We start from the raw sequence: 14,370 nt of genomic DNA on the forward strand, positions 1-14,370 counted from the left end.
AAAACAGCTGCTAATCTGGCCAAAAAACCTATCTCTCCAGAACCCGATCCAGTTCAGTCCCGGATTTGATATTTACAACTCTGCCGGCTTCATAAACCCTTATCTGCCGGAGAACATTGTTGTCATCGTATACAAATTCTTCACCCTTTTCCAACTCTCCCTGTCGGAAATACCCCCTCCGGTAAACCTCTCCATTCATTCGATAGATGGTGTGGAACCCGGTTCCTTTAAATGGAACAAGTCCGCTTTCAACCGGTGTAGAAACATTAACCGTTGAGCTGCTTGCAAATTGACCGCCTTCGTAATTTCTAACCTGAACCATCATGCCAGTGGAGTCATAGACTTCTACATGTCCGCTGATGCTTCCGTCCATCCATTTTCCCTGGTACATTTTGTTTCCATTGGCGTAAAAGTAGCGTTGTTCTCCCTCCCGTCGTCCGGAATCATTGTATGACCACTCGTAAAATAGCTGGCCGTTTGGATGGTAAAAGCGGTACTCACCAATCCAGAATAGCTCCTGCCAGTTTCCTTCCTCACGAAGAGTTCCGTCTGAATAATACATTCTGGCAGGTCCGCGTGCCGATCCGTTTTCATAAGTTATCTCGTATCTCATGTTGCCATTGGCATACCAACCAGTCCAGATGCCATGTTTTTGTCCGTTTTTAAACTCCCCGGCCTTCTCCGGTAGACCGTTGTCGTAATAAAAAATCCAGGAACCGGCTTTCTGGCCGGTTTCATTGTATGAATTAACCGAGTCATCTTGTGCAGATAATCCCGAAAAAACAAGCAAAAAGCAGGCAAGTGCCAAGTATTTATATGTGATGTTTTTCTTAATTGCTATCATCATGATCATTAAATCATTTGTTCGGAATGGGTGTTCATCTCTGTTATTAAGGTATTCGTAATAAACTAAATAAGGTTACGTTTTAAATGCATTTTAACCACGTATGTGGTTAAAATTACCATGCATTTAGAAATTTCGATAAACTGTTTCGTTCCTGAAATAATCGCACCATTTTCTCTGTTTTGTAATGCTAAAAATTACGAAAGACTCATCTCAGTAGCATCTTTATAAAGTTATCGCGTTCGAAATTGCAATGATCTGATAAGCAATGATTAAAATTGTTTTGTGTAGTTTTTTTTATTCGAATGTTCGATGTTAGGTCAGAATATTTGTTATATTTGATATAATTAAATTACATTTCGGAATAAATATTACCCGAACTCTTCTTTAAATGTAATCCTTAATCCCTATTTAATTAAGCATATAGATTTTGATCGATGTGAAAAATTGAAAGCTTGTGGGAGGAATTATTTTAGATTATTATTAAACGTTCCAATGGAAGGAATGTGATAAATCGAAATGATTCTCATTTCGATTATATTCAAAATAGAGCAAGTAGGCATACATCAAACATAGAAAAATCAAGGAAATGCCAAAAAAAGAAAAAAAACGACTAAAAAGGTCGGAAATAAAAGCGCTGATACAGGAGATCTTTTTCAATAACCCCAAGAAAACCTTTAATTATAAGCAGATTGCAACAATGATTGGGGTGCAGAAGAAAAGCAGCAAACAACTGATAGAAGTCCTGTTGTTCGAACTTCAGGAAACAGGTTTTCTAAGTTCTGTCGCTGCCGGCCGATTTAAATTACTCTCACGCGGATCTCACCTTACCGGTATCGTGGACATGACTGCTTCAGGAGCAGCTTATATTGTACCTGAGGATGGAGGGCAAGATATCTTTGTTTCGCAATCAAACCTGAAACACGCGCTGAATGGCGATCAGGTGAGGATTTTGCAATATGCACGGCGGAAAGGACACCAACCAGAGGGAGAAGTGATTGAGATCCTAAAACGAGGAAGAGACCTTTTCGTGGGAACTTTGGAAGTGAGTAGCAAGTTTGCTTTTCTTGTAGCTGATTCAAGAGTCATCAACAGAGATATTTTTATTCCTTTAGAACAACTTAGGGGAGCTAAAAACGGACAAAAGGCCGTTGTTAGAATTGTTGAATGGCCGGAAAAAGCAAAAAATCCGGTTGGAGAAATTGTTGATGTACTGGGAGATACCGGTAATAATAATGCTGAGATGCATGCCATCCTGGCCGAATTTAATCTGCCTTATACTTACCCACAAAAAGTGATTGACGCGGCAGAGAAAATTCCGGACAAAATTCCATCTGAAGAAATTAAGAAAAGAAGAGATTTTAGAGAAGTTCCAACCTTTACCATAGATCCGGCTGATGCCAAGGATTTTGATGATGCGCTGTCCTTGCAAAAAACACCTGACGGATTTTGGGAAATCGGGGTTCATATTGCTGACGTTACCCATTACGTTCAACCCGACACTCTCATTGATGAGGAAGGATACAACCGTGCCACTTCTGTGTATCTTGTCGACAGGGTTGTGCCAATGCTTCCCGAACGCTTAAGCAATTTCCTTTGCTCTCTGCGACCCAATGAGGATAAGCTCTGCTTCTCGGTGGTTTTTAAAATGGATGACAGTGGTCAGATACATGATTCCTGGGTGGGAAGAACTGTCATAAACTCCGACCGCAGATTTTCATATGAAGAGGCGCAGGAGGTTATTGAGTCCGGACAGGGTGATTTTGCAGATGAGATAAAAACCATGAACCAAATTGCCTTAAAACTTCGTGAAAAAAGATACAAGAAAGGTGCCATCAGTTTTGAAAGAATTGAAGTAAAATTTGATATTGATGAAAACGGGAAACCTCTGGGGGTATTCTTTAAAGAGTCCAAGGACGCCAATAAACTCATCGAGGAGTTTATGCTGGCAGCCAACAAGCGTGTTGCTGAATTGATAGGCAAAAATGAATTGGATCCGGGTAAGCGTAAAGATGCGAAAACCTTTGTTTATCGAATTCATGATGTGCCGGATCCCGATAAATTTGAGAATTTCAGTCGTTTTGTCCGCAAGTTTGGTCTGGAAGCAAATCCTGAGGGTAAGGAGAGTGTTAGTCAGGCTCTGAACAGACTGTTAAAACAGGTTCAGGGTAAAGCTGAACAAAATATTGTTGAAACTCTGGCCGTCAGAACCATGGCCAAGGCCATTTATTCAACGCATAATATTGGTCATTATGGACTGGCATTCAAGCACTATTCGCATTTCACATCTCCTATTCGACGGTATCCTGATATGATGGTACACAGGCTGCTTCAAAGATATCTGGATGGCGGAAAATCAGTTGATACCGATAAATACGAGGAAATGTGCGAACACAGTTCCGATATGGAACAACGAGCTGCTAATGCCGAAAGAGCCTCAATTAAGTACAAGCAGGTGGAATTTCTAAAAGCTCATGAGGGAGAGGTTTTTGCAGGTGTAATTTCGGGAGTTACCGAGTGGGGTTTATATGTTGAACTCATCGACAATAAATGCGAAGGGATGATTCCAATCCGTGATTTAGATGATGACTTCTATCGATTCGATGAAGAGAACTACTGCCTGATTGGGAAGAAATCGAGAAAAGTATATCAGTTGGGTGACAAGCTTAACATTCAAGTGGCACGTGCTAATCTTGAAAAGAGACAACTTGACTTTGTTCTTGCTAATGAAGAGCAAATAAATTAAATAGATCAACAACCAAACTAAAGGAAGTTAAATTTTAAAATTAAAAACCATGACACTGGAAAATAATGCATTAACCCCCTCCCAGGATGCAACACGCAATGCCATACTAGACGCTTCCCGTGATCTGTTTGCACGATTTGGGTATAAAAAAACCACCATGGAAGATATTGCTATGGCACTTCGGAAAGGTAAAAGTTCACTTTATTATTATTTCAAAAATAAAGAGGAAATCTTTCAGGCAGTTATAGAAACCGAATCTGATACATTATTTACCCGTTTGCAGGAGGTGGTGCGTTCAGACCGTGATCCCAAAACCAAGCTCCGGGATTATGTGATTATCAGAATGGAAACCATCAGTGGTCTGGAGAACTACCAAAAGGTGATGAAAGAATCCCTTTACGAAGGTTACGAATATCTTGAATCCATAAAAAGAAAAGGTGAATTGTTGGAGGAGGATCTGTTGCTTTCCATTATCAATGAGGGTATTATGTCTGAGGTGTTTCAGATTAAAAACCCAAAGATGGGAGCCATTGGAATTGCGACTGCGCTCAGAGGGCTTGAAATTCCCCTATTTAAAGGCGATACAAAAAGGGAAGATTTAAACGAGCAACTTGAGAATATTCTTAATATTCTTTTCTATGGCGTAATCAAACGATAAATAGTAACTTTGTAGGTTCAAGAAAATTAATTTATACCTACAATAGGTGTGCGTAAGATTATAGTGAGTTGATTTATAACCAATTGAATATGCCAGTCAATATTCCTGATACTCTTCCGGCTAAGGCGCTGCTGGAAGCTGAAAATGTATTTGTAATGGGAGAGAGCAGGGCGATGACACAGGACATCCGCCCGCTTAAAATTCTCATTTTAAATTTAATGCCCTTAAAAATCGTAACTGAATCACAACTTTTAAGGGTTCTGTCAAATACTCCTTTGCAAGTAGAGGTTGAGTTGTTAATGACCTCAACCCATGCTCCACGAAATACACCACAGGAGCATTTGGTGGCTTTTTACAAGACATTTAACGAGATTAAACACCTTTATTTTGATGGCTTAATCATTACCGGGGCACCTGTGGAGTTGATTGATTTTGAAAAGGTTACCTATTGGCCTGAGTTATGCGAAATCATGGACTGGAGCAAAAAACATGTCACTTCCACATTTCATATTTGCTGGGGTGCACAGGCAGGTCTTTATCACCATTACGGCATAAAAAAATATGAGTTGGGAAAGAAAATGTTTGGCGTATTCAATCATCAGGTTCTTACCCCAAAGGAACCTCTGTTAAGAGGTTTCGATGATCATTATCAGGCACCTCATTCAAGATATACTGAAGTCAGACAAACGGAGATTGATGCTCATCCGGGACTGATTACGCTTAGCACATCCCCCGAAGCCGGAGTTTACATCGTGGCATCTGAAGATCGCAAGCAGATTTTTGTTACCGGACATCCTGAATATGAAGAAAGTACTTTGGGAGAAGAGTATTGGCGAGACATCAACAAAGGAATGGAGATCGCAGTTCCCGAGAACTATTACCCACAAAACGATGCGGAGAAGAAGCCCCTTGTAACATGGAGAAGTCACGCACATTTAATTTACTCCAACTGGTTAAACTACTACGTTTACCAGTCAACACCATATTCTTTAGGAGAATTATAGCTTATTTCCGGCCAAAATCGGCCGGAATTTCTCCCCATTTTTCAGTGTCCCATTTTAAAAGTGGCTGTTCCCAAGTGTTTTCTTGTAGCCATTTTTCAGCTCTTCGCACCAGTTCAAACATGTTTTTTGTGGAAGCATCTTCGGGTAGCTTTGAACCACATTTTTTCTTTTTTATCCAACTAAGCGCTGTCATGGAGTCGGTGTAAACTGGGATGTTTAAACGCCGTCGCTTCAGTTCGGCCAACCCATGTACTATGGCCAAAAACTCTCCAATATTGTTGGTTCCCAAATCGAATTGCATTAAAAACCATTCTTCACCGGTTTCCACATGTACACCTCGATATTCCATTTTGCCGGGATTTCCGCTGCAAGCAGCATCTACCGAAAGGCTGTTTTTGATGATGGAGCTGTTTTTCTGAATATTTGATGCAGAGTTTTTCTTTTTGGCTGCTCCCTGAAACACGATGTGAGAAGGTTGCTTAAAGGCAACCTTCGCCTCTACCTCAGTTTTGTAACTTTTATATCTGGCACCTTCAAAACCATCGGTTTGTTGACGGCACTCATCCCAAGAGTTATAGATCCCGGGTTTTCGTCCCTTCCAAACCACATAGTATTTTTGAGCTGGCATATTCTATCTTATTTTTGGTAAGAAATCGATAAGCAAATTGGCGAAATTTGACATGAAAAGCCTGATGGCCATGGCCATCAGGATGATGCCGAAGAACTTTTTTAGTACATAAACACCGCCTGCACCAATTAATCGTTCAATTTTATCGGTATAGTTTAAAACCAGAAATACCACAACGATATTTAAAAACAATGCCAATATGATATTCGCCAGAGCAAACTCTGCGCGCAATGCCAACAGTGTAGTAAATGAACCAGCTCCGGCAATAAGTGGAAATGCTACAGGAACAATGGATGCACCCGCAGGGGAGTCGTGCTTGAAAATTTGAACCCCTAAGATCATCTCAATGGCCATCAGCATCAGAACGAAGGAGCCGGCAATGGCAAATGATGAAATATCCACACCGAATAACCCGAGAAGAGCCTCTCCCAGGAAAAGGAATATGAAGAGGATGACAAAGGAAATAGAGGATGCCTGAAATGATTTTATAACCCCTCCTTGCTCACGGATGTTGATGATGATGGGAATGGATCCCAAAATATCAATGACGGCAAATAATACGATAAATGCCGACAATATTTCCAGAAAACTTAAATCAGCCATATTTTAATCTGTTTAGTTCTGCAAAAGTAGTAATTTTAAACCTTGGAATTTGATAATACCGTTTAGATTTAATTTCGGACAATAAAACAAACGGGCTGGTCTGTTACTCGATATCTATTTTCCGTTTTTGTCGCACACTGAGAAACTCAACCAGTCTCACAAAGATTTGTATATGAGAAAATTCATCGCCTCAATGGCTTTTATTGCTTTTGCAGGATCAACAGAAACCATTGCTGCTGAACCGGAGTTTTCCGGTTCGGTTGCCAGCTCTGTAATTATGAGTAGTGGCAACTCCAATCCTTTTTGGTTTCATTCCAGGGAGCAGGGTAGATGGAATCATACCAAAAATGATCAGCTTTTATCAACCGCTACCGGTTTAATGAATTATTCTCCACATAGGAACTGGAATCTGAAAGCCGAGGCTGAAATCAACTACAACACTGCCTTTGAAGAATTGATTCTGCACACCGGTTACTTATCTGCCTCCTGGCGATTTATGGAATTGACAGCAGGACGACATATATTTGATCCAATTTTTACAGAATCCAACAGCGGACATGGGGCTTATCTTTTTGGCGACAACAACCGACCTATAACAAGAGTTACAGCAGGAATTCCTCAATATACTAAATTGCCTTTCCCGTTCGGAAGAATTGAAATACGAGGAGGAATTAGCCATGGATGGCTCGATGACGATAACGACTTCAGGTATCACAAAGAGGTGGTTCTTCATGAAAAATTTGCCTATATCCGTTGGGATGCCAATAAAATTAAACCGTATGCTGGAATCAACCACTCTGCGCTTATGGGAGGCTATTACTGGAGAGACGGAACCTATACCGATTCAAAAATACCGATGGATTTTATGGCCACCTTTTTTGCTTCAGGTTCGGAAAAGATTGGAGGTGGAGAGGAAACCAATGCTGCCGGAGCACACATGGGACTGTACGATTTTGGACTCTACTGGAGAAGTCCGGTTGGCCGTTTTCATATTTACTATCAGGCACCATTTGCTGACGGCTCTGGCATGAGGGTGCTGCAACGCAACATTGATCAGGTAGCAGGGGTTAACTGGCATCCCAGAAACAGTGCTTTTTTGAAGAATCTTACCGTTGAGTGGATAAACACCCGCCATCAATCGGGCAATGGCATGCCGGATCCTTTGGATCCCCGACCTCGTGACCAACGACCTGAAGGGAGAGAGAATGTGAACATTATTGTTTACGCCGATCTTGCCGATGAGACTTTCAGAAATGATCTGATGGAGTATCTGGGGTATAATCAAGCCGGGGGATACTCCCAAAGTGAAGCCAATTATATCCTCAGGCAGGAACTCAACAATGGAAATAAATTTGGGGGGCGCGACGGTTACATGAGTAATGGTCATTATCCTGCAGGCTGGACTTACTATGATTTTATCATGGGTTCTCCGTTGAACCTTACTTATAATCAGGTGTCACATCTGAATCCAAATTTAGGAACATATAACCGGAACAATATTATTAACGACCGGATGCAAGCCATTCATGTAGGTGCACAAGGCGTTATTTCCGAACAGGTTTCATGGAAGACCATGATCACCCTTAGCCGAAACTATGGCTCCTATTTCCATCAATATCCCGGCAGATATACATGGGCCGAAACCGAGAACTACTACTTTAAAGGTGGACGCAATCAGCTTTATTCATTGATTGAAATGACATGGAGCCCACCTGTATTAAATAATCTCACTTTTAATGGTGCGATTGCTATTGACCGTGGCGAAATCTTTGATGCAACTGGCATGAAAATTGGAGCACAATGGCGGTTTTAGTTCATTATTGAGTTTATACTTCCAATGTTTTATCATTGGTTTTTTTAGATAATAGAAGTATATTCGCAAACACAAACCACACACAAAAATGCTCAAAGAGAAAGCGAAAGCTATCAACACTTTAATGACAATGGTTGACATTATTTTGGCCATTGTCTGTTTTAATCTGGCTTTATACCTGGAGTTTGGCCGGGTTTCGCTGCTTCATCATAAAGACAGCATCATTCTTCAACTACTGATTATTATTTTCTGGACACTTTTGAGTAATGGAATGGGAACGAACATCATGTATCGTTCGCGTCCATATTCTGCTGTTCTTTTTAATTGCCTTGGATTAACCATCGCAGGAACACTGCTCCTTATATTATCTGCATGGGCATTTAATCTTTTTTATTTGGGAGTAAAGATTTTTCTGATTTTTGCGGTTATTAATCTGGTTTTAACATTTGGCATAAAGACAATCACTTATCAAATGCTAAAGTCAGCCCGAAAGAAAGGGCTTAATTATTTGAATTTGATAATAGTAGGCGATCGGTCTGCTGTTCCGTTTATTCGACAGCTTATGAAACATCCCGAGTGGGGTTACCGAATTGCAGCAATCATTGGCACAAATGATTTAGAGAATCAATGTGGAACAGTTGCTCCATTTTTACCGGATGATACAGATATTGAAAACCTTCTGAGGGAGAAAACCATCGACGAGGTAGTTGTTTGCAAAGAATCTCCAAATTTGGGCGAAATTGAAGAGTTGGCGCAAATATGTTCAGATGTGGGAGTGATATTTAGAATGTATTCATCATTTTTTAACATGCTTGCCAACAAAACTCAGTTGCATTTTTTTGGCACTACACCTTTCCTTACTATATCAAACTCTCCAACCAACTACCTTGAATTAAAAGGCAAAGAGATTTTTGACAGGCTTTTCTCCTTCGGTGTTTTGCTTTTTTTGTCTCCAGTTTATTTGGCAATTGCTTTAGCCATTAAGTTGGACTCAAAGGGGCCTGTCTTTTTTAAGCAAAAGAGAGTTGGGTTAAGGGGACGAAAGTTTTTGGTATATAAATTCCGAACCATGGTTGTTAATGCCGAGGAGCTGCGTCAACAATTGATGGAGAAAAACGAAATGGACGGCCCTGTTTTTAAAATTACTGACGACCCAAGAATTACAAAAGTCGGCAGGTTTCTGCGTAAAACAAGCCTGGATGAGCTGCCTCAGTTTTTTAATGTTTTGTTGGGAGAAATGTCGGTGGTTGGACCTCGCCCCCCGTTGCCCGATGAAGTGAAAGAATATGAGCGCTGGCAACTCAGAAGACTCTCCATGAAGCCCGGGATAACCTGCATATGGCAGGTTTCAGGTCGTAATAATATTCCTTTTGAGGAGTGGATGAAAATGGATCTTCAATACATTGACAACTGGTCTCTTAAACTGGATTTTATTATTTTTCTGAAAACCATAAGAACTATGATAAAGGGAGATGGCAAATAAGTGACAAATCCCGTGGAAAATTATTTACTGAAATTAATTAATGGCAGATGAGAGAAATCAAACTAACTATAGTATTATTCACCCTCATAATTGCTGCTGTTGCATGCTCCGGCCCTAAGGTTCCGCGTGGTTTTCCCAAGCCGGATAAAATGGCTGAAATTCTGGCCGACATTCATATCGCTGAAAGTACTCTGACGCATGCTCCTACGATGACAGGAGCCAGAGAGGACAGGAATATCCCCGGACATTATAAGTTTATACTGGAACGACATAATCTTACTCCGTCAGAGTTCGACACCATAAGAAAATGGTATGTGCAACATCCGCAAATTTATCAGAGAACTTATGAAAAGGTAATCACCAAATTAAGTGAACGAGAAGCGGAAGTTCGTATAATGATTGAAAGAGAACGGGAGCGGCAGCAACAGTTAGCTGAACTCCAAAGGGAGATGGAGAAAAGGCAAAATCTCTGGAAGGATACAACCTTTATAAAACTGTCCCCATCAGATACCCTCTGGAAAAAGCGACCTTTCCATTATAATGTTGATACGTTGGAACTGGAAGGTTCTGTAAAACTTACAGCGTTCTATCGGTTTCTTAAAGAAGATCTGAGTAAATCGCCCCGGGTGATGTTGTCGGCTTTTTATCCCGACAGCACAGCCGATACCATATACGCCGATGTTCCGCATTCCTTTCAAAGAAAAGGGGTGGAGTTGGAATTGGCTCTAAAGGAAAATATGCATCCACATTCTATTTACGGTTTTCTGCTAAAACAGGATACCCTGCTGAATATTTCTGTGGAAATTTCAGATATAAAACTTAGAAATATTCCGTCCGATACCGTTAAAAATGCACGAAGAGCGATTGAGGGGGAACGCCTTCTTCCATTGGAAATGATGGAGCAGGAACTCTTTGACTGAAAATTGATTAACTTTGGAGAAATGTCCAATCGTTTTTTTTCATCTCATTATATTCTTTTGCCAGGAGGTCAGATTGGCCGATGGCCAATCATTCATTTTGACGATCATGGCACCATCATTCAGATAGAATCGGATTTTGAGAAATTCAAGGAGAGACCGGGGCTTGAATTTCAAAGTGGAATGATGATTCCGGCCTTTATTGATATCGCTCCAACCAATATTCATTTTAATCCCGATGTCAAATTAATAAACAGACATTTTTCGCGTGGAACCATCATTCTTGGAGTTTCCGATGTTGCCTCATGTGAGCAATCAGGTTTTCCTTTGCTTGTGAAATCACTGGATGACGGTTCCAGTCTTCCCCAAGAAGCCGGAAGAGATGCTGCTCAAGTTAATACCCCGCTGTTCGAAAGGGTTAGAAGCCGTTCAGGTTTCCCTATTTCCAAACTTGCACACATTTGTGAGCAAGCATCTGAAGCAGGAAGATTCAGAAGTTTAGGACAACTTGCAACTGGGAAATCACCAGGAGTTCTTTTGCTAAAAAATTTTGATAATACAAATTGGACATTGTTGCCGCATTCTGAGATAAAATGGCTGATTAAACCTCATGTTGACGTCAGCAACAGATAAGATGAATAGGGTTACGGTTGAAATCTGTTATGCTTATTTTGTTAGGAAATCAATAATTATTATTGGCTAACTTGTTTCAAAAAATTGAAAATATTTTTTTAGATGGATTTTATAAGCACATATCGAACAGCATTTATTGCTGCTCTGGAAGCAGGCGCAGCCATTCTTGAAGTATATAACTCCAATGAGTTCAATGTTACGCGTAAGTCCGATGACACACCCGTCACTCTGGCTGACATGAAAAGCCATCAAATCATTCATTCACTTTTAGAGTCAACTAATATCCCTGTTTTAAGCGAGGAAGATTCCCCTGAACATCAAAAGAAAATCAAAACTGAGGGAAAATACTGGCTTATTGATCCGTTGGATGGGACTCGTGAATTCATAAGCCGGAATGGTGAGTTTACAGTAAACATTGCTTTAGTTGAAAACAAACAACCGGTTTTTGGTATTATTTACATTCCATGCAATAATCTGTTGTTCGCCGGAGCCAAAAATCAGGGAGCATATATGTGGGAGGAAATTGCTCCTGGAAACGCACCTTCCGTATCATTCTTCATGAGTAACAAGATAAAATTACCGCTTTCAAAATCAAATGATGTATTGACCGTTGTAGCCAGCAAAAGTCATCTATCTCCCGAAACCATCGATTTCATAAAATCTATTGATCAGAAATTCAAACCAGTACAGATACTACAGTCCGGGAGTTCAATTAAATTTTGTAAAATTGCTACCGGTGAAGCTGACCTTTATCCCCGTATGGATAGTATTATGGAATGGGATACTGCAGCAGGCCAGGCAATTATTGAAGCAGCCGGGGGATGTGTGTTAACATGGCCTGATGGAGATACTTTGCGTTGTATCCATACTGATTTTAGAAATCCAAATTTCTTGGCAGTGGCACCAGGCAGGGAGTGCAAACAATTCTTCCCGTAGTATTTGCATATCAATGAATTAAAAAAGGATTGCCCATGAAGGCAATCCTTTTAAAAATATGCTTATTGTGGTTATCCACGAATGGCTTTGATTCCCGGAAGTTCTTTCCCTTCAAGGTATTCAAGAAGAGCTCCACCGGCCGTTGAGATATAACTTACACCATCAGCTAAGCCAAACTTATTAATACAAGCCACAGAGTCTCCTCCTCCAATAAGAGAGAATGCTCCTTTTTTGGTGCCGGCTACAATGGCATCAGCAACCGCTCGTGAACCTTTTGCAAAAGTATCCATTTCAAAAACACCAACAGGCCCGTTCCATAAAATGGTTGCGGAGTTTTCAATAACATGGCAAAACTCTTTCACAGAGTTAGGACCTGCATCTAAACCTTCCCAACCTTCAGGAATGTCATCTGCAGAAACAATTTGTGTGTTTGCGTCGTTTGAGAAGCTGTCACCAGCAACAACATCTGATGCTAACAACAGGTTTACACCTTTCTCTTTGGCTTTTTTCTCAATTTCTTTGGCAAGATCCAGATATTCGTCCTCGCAAATAGAATTGCCAACCTTTCCTCCACGTGCCTTCATAAAGGTAAAGGTCATTCCACCGCCAAGAATCAGGTTGTCAACCTTATCAAGCAGATTTTCGATGATGGTGATTTTGGAAGAAACTTTTGCTCCACCCATGATGGCAGTAAAGGGGCGCTTTGGCTCTTTTACCACTTTGTCAAGGCTTTGCACTTCACTTTCAATCAAGAAACCGAACATTTTGCTGTCGGTATCAAAGTAATCGGCTATAACAGCGGTGGAAGCATGTGCACGATGCGCAGTTCCAAAAGCATCGTTCACATATACATCAGCTAAAGATGCCAGTTCCTTTGAGAACGCTTTCTGCTTCTCTTTCATTTCTGCTTTGGCAACCTTGGTCTCTTCATCAGAGGCGCCTTCAGGCAATTTAGGCTTGCCTTCTTCCTCAAGATAGAAGCGAAGGTTTTCAAGCAACAAAATCTGTCCGGGTTTGAGAGATTCAGCTTTGGCTTTGACTTCTGAGCCAACACAATCACCTGCAAAAATCACATCTGTTCCCACTGTTTTTGCAAGATGAGCCTTAATGTGATTCAGAGAGAAATCGGGATTAACCTTACCTTTAGGTCTCCCTAAGTGTGACATGATGATAGCAGATCCTCCATCTTTCAGGATTTTCTGAATTGTTGGCATCGCTGCACGAATCCGGGTGTCATCGGTAATTTCAAATTTCTCATTAAAAGGAACATTGAAATCCACGCGAACAATGGCTTTCTTTCCCGAAAAATTGTAGTTTTCAATTTTCGACATGCTGTTTTATTTATTTAGGTTATTTATTTTTATATCAGGAAGTGAAAAAAACGAATTTTTATTCGTTATTTTCAAGATTGTAAAGATACAAAAAAAATGACCGTGATCATTCTTTATCCTAGCCTGTTAAATCTTATTCACTTGCATTAACAATCACTTGCGAAATATCAGCGAATTAAACTCCTGATTATTCTTTCTTATGCAATATAACAACATTTTTGTCTCAGATCAAATAATGCATTTGTAGCAACTGATCGGAAGCATTATCTTTGTGGTTTTATATCTTAGGAAAAATGAGCTATTTAGATCAGACAGCCATTATTGAGCTGGAAAAAATGGATTTTTATGCCTACCACGGATGTTATAAGGAGGAACAGGTGGTTGGTAATAAATTTGTGGTTAACATCTCACTTGAAACCAACATAGCAACGCCAGCCGCTTCAGATAAAATTCAGGATGCTCTCAACTATGTTGAGGTTTACAATGTTGTTAAAGAAGAGATGATGAAAACATCTCATCTGCTTGAGCATGTAACAAGGCGTATTATTGACAGACTTTTTATCGACTTCCCGGCTATCATTCATGCCACGGTTAAGGTATCGAAAATGAATCCTCCAATGGGTGGACAAATGAAAGCGGTAAGCGTTCTGTTGAAAAGATAGAAGACTGGTTCTCGATAACTCTCATCGGTACTTTTTTACTTTTGCGACATATTCAATCAAACATTTTTCAGGTTGATTTTTTGGCTGGATAGATTTTATGATTTTCGTATAT

13 protein-coding genes are annotated in these 14,370 nt (G+C 40.3%); 9 read left to right on the top strand and 4 right to left on the bottom strand.

What is annotated here, in order from left to right; genetic code table 11:
- Positions 1-28: 28 nt before the first annotated feature.
- Positions 29-847 (bottom strand): toxin-antitoxin system YwqK family antitoxin, encoded by an 819-nt coding sequence (locus B5X70_RS08165; protein ID WP_159449999.1) that lies wholly within the window; start codon positions 845-847, stop codon positions 29-31.
- Between the two features lie 586 nt (positions 848-1,433).
- Between B5X70_RS08165 and rnr the strand changes: the two genes are divergently transcribed.
- The 3 genes from rnr (at position 1,434) to metA (ending at position 5,252) form a co-directional block, all read left to right on the top strand.
- On the top strand, positions 1,434-3,590 hold the full coding sequence (gene rnr, locus B5X70_RS08170) for a ribonuclease R (protein WP_079557410.1): 2,157 nt from the start codon (positions 1,434-1,436) through the stop codon (positions 3,588-3,590).
- 49 nt (positions 3,591-3,639) lie between these two features.
- Positions 3,640-4,248 (top strand): TetR/AcrR family transcriptional regulator, encoded by a 609-nt coding sequence (locus B5X70_RS08175; RefSeq protein WP_079557411.1) that lies wholly within the window; start codon positions 3,640-3,642, stop codon positions 4,246-4,248.
- An 89-nt stretch (positions 4,249-4,337) separates the two neighbouring features.
- Positions 4,338-5,252, top strand: a complete 915-nt coding sequence (gene metA, locus B5X70_RS08180; protein WP_079557412.1) for a homoserine O-acetyltransferase MetA — start codon at positions 4,338-4,340, stop codon at positions 5,250-5,252.
- A 1-nt stretch (position 5,253) separates the two neighbouring features.
- Here the strand turns inward: metA and B5X70_RS08185 are convergent, their stop codons facing one another.
- Both B5X70_RS08185 and B5X70_RS08190 read right to left on the bottom strand, forming a co-directional pair.
- Positions 5,254-5,880, bottom strand: coding sequence for a ribonuclease H1 domain-containing protein (locus tag B5X70_RS08185; protein WP_079557413.1), 627 nt, complete (start codon positions 5,878-5,880; stop codon positions 5,254-5,256).
- A 3-nt stretch (positions 5,881-5,883) separates the two neighbouring features.
- A complete protein-coding gene (locus B5X70_RS08190) occupies positions 5,884-6,483 on the bottom strand; it encodes a MarC family protein (protein WP_079557414.1) in 600 nt (199 codons plus the stop codon).
- Positions 6,484-6,655: 172 nt separating this feature from the next.
- Here B5X70_RS08190 and B5X70_RS08195 point away from each other — a divergent pair, with 172 nt between their 5' ends.
- From B5X70_RS08195 to cysQ, 5 genes are all read left to right on the top strand, one after another.
- Positions 6,656-8,296 carry a capsule assembly Wzi family protein gene (locus tag B5X70_RS08195; RefSeq protein WP_079557415.1) on the top strand — a complete coding sequence of 547 codons (1,641 nt, stop codon included), beginning with the start codon at positions 6,656-6,658 and terminating at the stop codon, positions 8,294-8,296.
- 88 nt (positions 8,297-8,384) lie between these two features.
- Complete coding sequence (locus B5X70_RS08200) at positions 8,385-9,779, top strand: sugar transferase (RefSeq protein ID WP_079557416.1); 1,395 nt, start codon at positions 8,385-8,387, stop codon at positions 9,777-9,779.
- 47 nt (positions 9,780-9,826) lie between these two features.
- Positions 9,827-10,699, top strand: a complete 873-nt coding sequence (locus B5X70_RS08205) for a DUF4296 domain-containing protein (RefSeq protein ID WP_079557417.1) — start codon at positions 9,827-9,829, stop codon at positions 10,697-10,699.
- Positions 10,700-10,720: 21 nt separating this feature from the next.
- Positions 10,721-11,329 carry a hypothetical protein gene (locus B5X70_RS08210; RefSeq protein WP_079557418.1) on the top strand — a complete coding sequence of 203 codons (609 nt, stop codon included), beginning with the start codon at positions 10,721-10,723 and terminating at the stop codon, positions 11,327-11,329.
- A gap of 102 nt (positions 11,330-11,431) precedes the next feature.
- A complete protein-coding gene (cysQ, locus tag B5X70_RS08215) occupies positions 11,432-12,265 on the top strand; it encodes a 3'(2'),5'-bisphosphate nucleotidase CysQ (protein WP_079557419.1) in 834 nt (277 codons plus the stop codon).
- A 71-nt stretch (positions 12,266-12,336) separates the two neighbouring features.
- Here cysQ and B5X70_RS08220 read toward each other — a convergent pair whose 3' ends face one another.
- Positions 12,337-13,596, bottom strand: coding sequence for a phosphoglycerate kinase (locus tag B5X70_RS08220; RefSeq protein ID WP_079557420.1), 1,260 nt, complete (start codon positions 13,594-13,596; stop codon positions 12,337-12,339).
- A 293-nt stretch (positions 13,597-13,889) separates the two neighbouring features.
- Here B5X70_RS08220 and folB point away from each other — a divergent pair, with 293 nt between their 5' ends.
- On the top strand, positions 13,890-14,258 hold the full coding sequence (gene folB / locus B5X70_RS08225; protein ID WP_079557421.1) for a dihydroneopterin aldolase: 369 nt from the start codon (positions 13,890-13,892) through the stop codon (positions 14,256-14,258).
- Positions 14,259-14,370 lie beyond the last annotated feature (112 nt).

It is taken from the genome of Alkalitalea saponilacus (assembly GCF_900168165.1).
Taxonomy (GTDB): Bacteria; Bacteroidota; Bacteroidia; order Bacteroidales; family Marinilabiliaceae; genus Natronoflexus; species Natronoflexus saponilacus.

Bases quoted from the DNA above. Each gene is read 5' to 3' on its own strand.
- rnr (WP_079557410.1), top strand. From the start codon at position 1,434: ATGCCAAAAAAAGAAAAAAAACGACTAAAAAGGTCGGAAATAAAAGCG.
- metA (WP_079557412.1), top strand. From the start codon at position 4,338: ATGCCAGTCAATATTCCTGATACTCTTCCGGCTAAGGCGCTGCTGGAA.
- B5X70_RS08220 (WP_079557420.1), bottom strand. From the start codon at position 13,596: ATGTCGAAAATTGAAAACTACAATTTTTCGGGAAAGAAAGCCATTGTT.
- cysQ (WP_079557419.1), top strand. From the start codon at position 11,432: ATGGATTTTATAAGCACATATCGAACAGCATTTATTGCTGCTCTGGAA.
- folB (WP_079557421.1), top strand. From the start codon at position 13,890: ATGAGCTATTTAGATCAGACAGCCATTATTGAGCTGGAAAAAATGGAT.
- B5X70_RS08200 (WP_079557416.1), top strand. From the start codon at position 8,385: ATGCTCAAAGAGAAAGCGAAAGCTATCAACACTTTAATGACAATGGTT.
- B5X70_RS08185 (WP_079557413.1), bottom strand. From the start codon at position 5,880: ATGCCAGCTCAAAAATACTATGTGGTTTGGAAGGGACGAAAACCCGGG.
- B5X70_RS08210 (WP_079557418.1), top strand. From the start codon at position 10,721: ATGTCCAATCGTTTTTTTTCATCTCATTATATTCTTTTGCCAGGAGGT.
- B5X70_RS08205 (WP_079557417.1), top strand. From the start codon at position 9,827: ATGAGAGAAATCAAACTAACTATAGTATTATTCACCCTCATAATTGCT.
- B5X70_RS08195 (WP_079557415.1), top strand. From the start codon at position 6,656: ATGAGAAAATTCATCGCCTCAATGGCTTTTATTGCTTTTGCAGGATCA.
- B5X70_RS08175 (WP_079557411.1), top strand. From the start codon at position 3,640: ATGACACTGGAAAATAATGCATTAACCCCCTCCCAGGATGCAACACGC.
- B5X70_RS08165 (WP_159449999.1), bottom strand. From the start codon at position 847: ATGATGATAGCAATTAAGAAAAACATCACATATAAATACTTGGCACTT.
- B5X70_RS08190 (WP_079557414.1), bottom strand. From the start codon at position 6,483: ATGGCTGATTTAAGTTTTCTGGAAATATTGTCGGCATTTATCGTATTA.